At 70.4% G+C, this 6381-nt stretch carries 6 protein-coding genes; 3 read left to right on the plus strand and 3 right to left on the minus strand.

Features of this window, described 5'->3' with window-relative positions:
• Positions 1–44: 44 nt before the first annotated feature.
• On the minus strand, positions 45–230 hold the full coding sequence (locus tag HGG74_RS13640) for a PspC domain-containing protein (RefSeq protein WP_168487169.1): 186 nt from the start codon (positions 228–230) through the stop codon (positions 45–47).
• Positions 231–298: 68 nt separating this feature from the next.
• Complete coding sequence (locus tag HGG74_RS13645) at positions 299–601, minus strand: hypothetical protein (RefSeq protein ID WP_168487171.1); 303 nt, start codon at positions 599–601, stop codon at positions 299–301.
• Positions 602–826: 225 nt separating this feature from the next.
• Here HGG74_RS13645 and HGG74_RS13650 point away from each other — a divergent pair, with 225 nt between their 5' ends.
• A complete protein-coding gene (locus HGG74_RS13650; protein ID WP_168487173.1) occupies positions 827–2113 on the plus strand; it encodes a hypothetical protein in 1287 nt (428 codons plus the stop codon).
• 427 nt (positions 2114–2540) lie between these two features.
• Positions 2541–2867: a GYD domain-containing protein gene (locus tag HGG74_RS13655; protein ID WP_168487175.1), complete on the plus strand. Its 327-nt coding sequence runs from the start codon at positions 2541–2543 to the stop codon at positions 2865–2867.
• A gap of 27 nt (positions 2868–2894) precedes the next feature.
• Here the strand turns inward: HGG74_RS13655 and HGG74_RS13660 are convergent, their stop codons facing one another.
• Positions 2895–4643 (minus strand): PucR family transcriptional regulator, encoded by a 1749-nt coding sequence (locus tag HGG74_RS13660; protein ID WP_168487177.1) that lies wholly within the window; start codon positions 4641–4643, stop codon positions 2895–2897.
• 141 nt (positions 4644–4784) lie between these two features.
• On the opposite strand from HGG74_RS13660, the gene HGG74_RS13665 reads away from it, so the two are divergent.
• Positions 4785–6278: a CoA-acylating methylmalonate-semialdehyde dehydrogenase gene (locus tag HGG74_RS13665; RefSeq protein ID WP_168487179.1), complete on the plus strand. Its 1494-nt coding sequence runs from the start codon at positions 4785–4787 to the stop codon at positions 6276–6278.
• Positions 6279–6381: the final 103 nt, after the last annotated feature.

Genomic DNA, 6381 nt, shown 5'->3' on the forward strand with positions numbered 1-6381 from the left:
CCGGCACCGGCGTTAGTCCGGCCGGCGGGTGGCGGCCCCGGCGCTCAGGCCGGAGCCTTGGGGATCAGGATCCACAGCACGATGTAAACCAGCTCTCCGACACCCACCAGTCCGAAAATGACGAAGGCGAGGCGGACAAGCGTTTTCGGCAGGCCAAAACGGGCAGCCAGCGCCGCGCAGACGCCGGCAATCAGCTTGCCGTTTCGAGGACGAACCAATGCAGCAGCCATGCCGACAGTCTAGTAACCGGCACCGGTTCCCGGACAGCATTCGCGGCCCTGGGAACGACGTCCGGATCCTATGGGGCCTCCAGCGTCTCGACGGCCAGCGTCTCGATGATCCTGGTGCTGGGCTCATTGAGCAGGGCCTGCGCGGCCGCACCCGACTTCCACACGTCGTTTTCCAGTCTGGCCAGGAAGAACACGGCCGCTTCCTGGGTCTCGAAGTCGAGTTCCACCATCACATGGTTCTCCTCGCCGATGGGCCGTGAAATCCGGTACGAGCGGACGCCGGACCCGGCACGGTCCAGCGGGTCGCCGTCGAACGCCCGCTTCCACATCCTGAAGTCCCTGACATCGTGCTCTATCTGCAAGGTGAACATGAGAACGGCCTCCTGTCAGGTCTGCTACACGATCACCTTAGGTGCTGCAGGAGCACCGGACCAAGGGAGAATTCCTCCGGCGATTAGTCCATTTGCTGGGTTAAACGTCTGGACCTTGAAGGCGGATAGTAAGTAATCTTGCTATTGGTTGCCGGGACACAGTATGGGGGTGGCGCGTTGAACGAACGACCGCGCCTGCCCAGGCCGGGGTTGCTCCGAAGGACGATGCTGACCCTTGCCGCCGCTGCCGGCCTGACCCTGCTGGGAGCGGCAGGTGCCCACGCGGGAGAAGGTGACGAACTCTCCCTGCCCGGCGCCGCCACCAAGACGGTCATCACCGCCACCACTTCCGCCGCCGGTGCCCTCGGCGATGCACAGGGCCGGCCCGTGGACAGGGGGACGGCAGCATACGACAGCCGCCACGAGCCCGCCTCCCTGCCGGCGGCCCACGACGCCACCGCCGCTGTCGCTGCCCCGGTCGCCACCGTCGCGGAACCGCTGGTGGATGCAGTACAGCCAGTGGAACACGTCGTCGAGGCAGCCTCCCGTCCGGTCACCACCACCGCAACCTTGGCAGCCGCCCCGGTTGCCGCCGTCGTCGAGCCTGCCACTGCACCGGTGCTGGAGACCGTCCAACCCGTGCTGGAACCCGTGCTGGAGGCAGCGGCCCCGGTCACCGAGCCCGTTGCCCGCGCCGTCGAGCCCGCGGCCGAACTGCTTGAGCCCGTAGTCGAGACAGTTCCAGTCGTCGAGACGCCGCCCGCGGACCTGCCGGACGCCGTCGAGCCTGCCGTTGAACCGGTGCTGGAGACCGTCCAGCCCGTGCTGGAACCTGTGCTGGAGGCAGTGGCCCCGGTCACCGAGCCCGTTCCCGCCGTCGACGCCGTTCCCACGGTCGAGGGCGTGCCGGCAGTTGGCGGCGTGCCGGCCATCGAGACGCCGCCCGCGGACCTGCCGGACACCGCCGCGGATCTCCCCCGTCCCGGTGCCGAACCGAAGGGGACGGACGCGCCCGCGACCGTGGATCCGGCCCCCCAGGCCAGGACGGGGACGGAGGATGCCGCGGAGGCGCCGGTGGATGCCGCAGCGGTACCGGTGCAGGAAGTCGCCAGGACGGAACCGGCGCCGCGGACCGACGGCGCCGGCAGCGGCTCCTCCGCGGCGCCGGCGACTGTCCCGCGCGCCGGCAACTATGGTCCCTTTATCGAGGATCACCCAGCCGGTGGCAGCTTTGCCAGCTTCGCCGGCGCCGCTGCTGCGGAAGTTTCGGCCGGCCCTGCCGAGGGGCCGGTACCCGGCCCCTCGCCCGCGCTTCCTGCCGCACCTGCCGGCTGGGCCGGGCAGGCCGGGACCGGAGCAGGTGCCGGCAACAGCGCGTCCGGCGGAGGACCGGGCGCGGACCTGCCGGCACAGCACTCCAACACTTTGCACCTGGTCCCCGCCTGCTACGGGCACCAGGCCTCCAGGCTGCCCGTTTCCCCTGGCTTCAGCCCGGGTTCTTCTCCTGATTGATCAGGTCTGCGCTGCCCCTGGCCGGCAGCATGGACCCTGCCGCCGCCCCATGGCCGGCATCGACATCAATCAGGAAAAGGAAGAACCATGCGCAAGAGCATTCGCATGGCGCTGTGCTGCGCCGGTATCACCGGAGAACTGACCGCAACCCCGGCCGCCGGCAGCCGTGCCTGGGACTGGTAGGCGCTCCGCCTTTCGAGCAGGCTGAAACGTTGCATTAGCGCCTGCCCCGCCGGCGTACAGCCGCAGCACCGGTCGCGGTTCCGGCCACCACCGGAAGCGTGACCGGTGCCGGACGGCCGGGTGCGTGTGTCCGGCGGGATGGTGCCCCCGAGCTTGCGGTGACCCAGGCTCTTTCCGGGCCAGCCGGATCTACACTTAAGCGCACGGCGACCCCAGCCGCATCGGCGAACGGGAGGGAGAGACGATGCCGCTCTATCTGTCGAAGTTCAGCTACACTCCGGAAACCTGGGCCAGGCTGATCGGCAATCCGGAGGACCGCCGACGAGCAGCCGAGTCGTACATCGAGTCGGTCGGCGGGAAGCTCCACGGCTTCTGGTACGCCTTCGGCCCGCACGACGGTTACACCCTGTGGGAGGCCCCCGATAATGTGTCCATGGCCGCGGTAGCGCTGGCGATCAACGGAGGCGGTGCGCTCAGCTCGCTGGAAACCACTGTCCTGCTCACCGTCGACGAAACGCTGGACGCGCTGCGCAGAGCCGATCAGGTCCGGTACAAGGCCCCCGGTGCCTGAGCGGCTTGCTGCGCCGCGTCGCCGGAGCTACCCCTGGTCCACGCTTTCGGGGGCGTGGGCGGGTTCCTCGCCCGGCACCTGCCCGCGCATCCGGTGCCACAGCAACGCCACGTGCAAGGCGGCGCGGGACTCGGCGTCATCCAGGGAAACACCGAGCCGCTCCTGCAGGCGCGCCACGCGGGCGTAGAGCGCCGGCCGGCTCAGGTACCCGGTGCGCGCAACGGAGGACTTGTTGCCGCCGTGGCGCAGGTAGAGCTCCAGGAAGTCCAGTGCCCCGGCGTCCTGCTCCTCCAGCAGGGGCCCCAGCTCCGCCTCCGCGAAAGCCCTGACCCTCGCATCCGTGCGGAGCGCGGCCAGAAGTCCGCGGAGCCTGACGTCCGCAAACCGGTAGTAGCGGCGCCGCCGGATCTCGAGGGTGGCGGCGATGTCGGCCACCTGCGTGGCCGCGTCCAGGCCCGCCGCGGCCTCCAGCAGGGAGCTGCTGCTGCGGCCGACCCCCACGGTCCAGGTGGCAGCCCCTTCGCCCCCTCCCCGTGCGCCGGCGTCGCCCGCCTCGCGCCCCTCGGCGAGCTGCCCGAAGATCCGCTCGAGCAGCCCGTCCTCAAGCTGCCGGGCCGGCACCCCCAGCAGGGCACCGAATGATCCTGAATGCAGGCCGACGGCGAGCATCGACCGCCGGGCCTGCCGGACCGTGGCCACGAGCTCCTCCAGCAGAGCCCGCTCGCGCAGCTGCAGGCCGGTGGGGTCCTCCCCCGGCAGCCGGTCCAGCCGCACCACAATCGGGACGTAGAAGGCACTGGGCTCCAGCCCCAGGGCCTGGGCACGGGTGACGGCCTCCCGCTCGTCCAGCGCGTGCGGCTGGCGCAGGTCGTGCATCAGTCCGGCCTGCGCCTGCTGCAGCAGGTCCTGCTCGTCGCGGCCGGCCATCCGGGCCAGGGTCAGGGCCTGCCCGGCCCGCTCCAGCACCTGCGCGGCGTCGGCGTCGTCCGGCAGCTCCCCCGGAACCACCAGGCGCCCCCAGCGCCGATCACGCACGCCGACCGGCGTCTGCAGCCAGTCGCCGGTGCCGGCCCGGCGCCCGGTCTCCTTCTGGTAGCCGACGTGGCGCGAGCGTCCCGCCCAGTCGCGGAGCAACTCCCCCGCGTCCATGCCGGCGGGGTTGAAGGCAAGCACGCGGTGGGCGACATCCTCGAGCACGACGGCGGCAGCCAGGAGTTCCGCCGTGCGGTCCACGATGCGCTGCTCGCTGGCACCCTCCAGGCTCAGCTGGGTGAAGACCTCGTGGACCCTGCGCCCGCGCTCCAGCCGGGCAAGCTGCTCCCCGACCAGGAGCCGGTGCGCCACCTGGGTCACGCGGACGAACTTGATGGTCCGCGTCAGCACCACCACGGGAAGGCCACGCCCGGCGGCCGCGCCGCGCAACACGGCGACGGCGTCCGTGTCGGGACGTCCCTGGGCGTCCACAAGCTCGATCACCGCGCCGGCCGCCCCCGCCTTCTCGAGGTCGTCAAGGAACCGGCCCGCCGCGCCCGGGGACGCCCGGAAGGACATGCCGGTGCTCAGCACGAGCTCGCCGCCCTCGAGCAGCGGCCTCACACGCTCCGAGTCGGCGATGTGGACCCAGCGCACGGGGGCATCGAGGGCGTCTTCCCCGGAGAGCACCTCCGGCTGGCCGGACCGCACCTCGTCAAGGTCGAGCAGCGCCCGGACGGTCACCGTCCGGGTTCCGTGCTCCTCCGCCTGGTGGCCCGCATTACTATCCCGGAAATCCAGCATTTACAAACTGTATACCCCAAAAGCGAACCTCATACACTTCGTCGCTACTCCCGGCCGCTTGCTGCCGTCAGGATGGTTGATCGAAGCCCGAACGAAATTGTCGGGATGCCAGCAAGACCAGCGACCGGGAGGACCACCCCCATGCAGACCATCACCCACTGGATCAACGGCCAGTATGCCGAGCCCGGCAGCGACTCCCGCTTCGGCGAGGTCGTCAACCCGGCCACGGGCAAGACCACTGCCCGCGTTGCCCTGGCCCCGGCCTCCACGGTCGAGGCCACGGTCGCCGCGGCCGCCGCCGCCTTCCCGGCCTGGCGCGACACCTCGATCGCCCGGCGCACCCAGATCATGTTCGCCTTCCGGGAGCTGCTCAACGCGCGCAAGGGCGAGCTGGCCGCGATCATCACCGAGGAGCACGGCAAGGTCCTCGACGATGCCCTCGGCGAGGTGAGCCGCGGCCAGGAGGTCGTGGAGTTCGCCTGCGGCATCCCGCACCTGCTCAAGGGCGGCTTCACCGAGAACGCCTCCACCAAGGTGGACGTGCACTCGCTGCGCCAGCCGCTGGGTGTGGCCGCCATCATCTCCCCGTTCAACTTCCCGGCCATGGTGCCGATGTGGTTCTTCCCGGTCGCCATCGCCGCCGGCAACACCGTGGTGATCAAGCCGAGCGAAAAGGACCCGACGGCGGCCAACTGGCTGGCCGAGCTGTGGAAGGAAGCCGGGCTGCCGGACGGCGTGTTCAACGTGGTCCACGGCGACAAGGAGGCCGTGGACGCGCTGCTTGACAGCCCGGAGGTTGCCTCCGTGTCCTTCGTCGGCTCCACCCCGATCGCGCAGTACGTGTACCAGCGCGGCACCGCCGCCGGCAAGCGCGTCCAGGCCCTGGGCGGGGCCAAGAACCACATGCTGGTACTGCCGGATGCGGACCTGGACCTGGCCGCCGACGCCGCGGTGAACGCCGGCTACGGCGCCGCCGGGGAACGCTGCATGGCCATCTCCGCGGTCGTCGCCGTCGACTCCATCGCCGACGAACTGGTCGCCAAGATCGCCGAGCGCACCCGCACCCTGCGCGTGGGCGACGGCACCCGCGGCTGCGACATGGGCCCGCTGGTCACCGCCGCCCACCGCGACAAGGTCGCCGGCTACATCGACGCCGGCGAGGCCGCCGGCGCCACCATGGTGCTCGACGGCCGCCAGGTCACCCCGGACGCGGAGGGCGACGGCTTCTTCCTGAACCCGACGCTCTTCGACCACGTCACTCCGGAGATGTCCATCTACACCGACGAAATCTTCGGGCCCGTCCTGTCCGTGGTGCGGGTGGCCGGCTACGACGAGGGCGTGTCCCTGATCAACGCCAACCCGTACGGCAACGGCACCGCGATCTTTACCAACGACGGCGGCGCGGCCCGCCGCTTCGAGAACGAAATCCAGGTCGGCATGGTGGGCATCAACGTGCCCATCCCGGTCCCGATGGCCTACTACTCCTTCGGCGGCTGGAAGAACTCGCTCTTCGGCGACACCCACGCCCACGGCACCGAAGGCGTGCATTTCTTCACCCGCGGCAAGGTTGTCACCTCCCGCTGGCTGGACCCCAGCCACGGCGGCCTCAACCTCGGCTTCCCGACCAACGCGTAGGCGCTGACCACCGACACCACGAAAGGACGCAGATGACCACCCAAACGGCAACTTCGCCGGTCACCGCCGAAGAGATCGAGGCCGGCCGGCGCGCGTACGAGCT

It is taken from the genome of Arthrobacter mobilis, assembly GCF_012395835.1.
Classification (GTDB): Bacteria; Actinomycetota; Actinomycetes; order Actinomycetales; family Micrococcaceae; genus Crystallibacter; species Crystallibacter mobilis.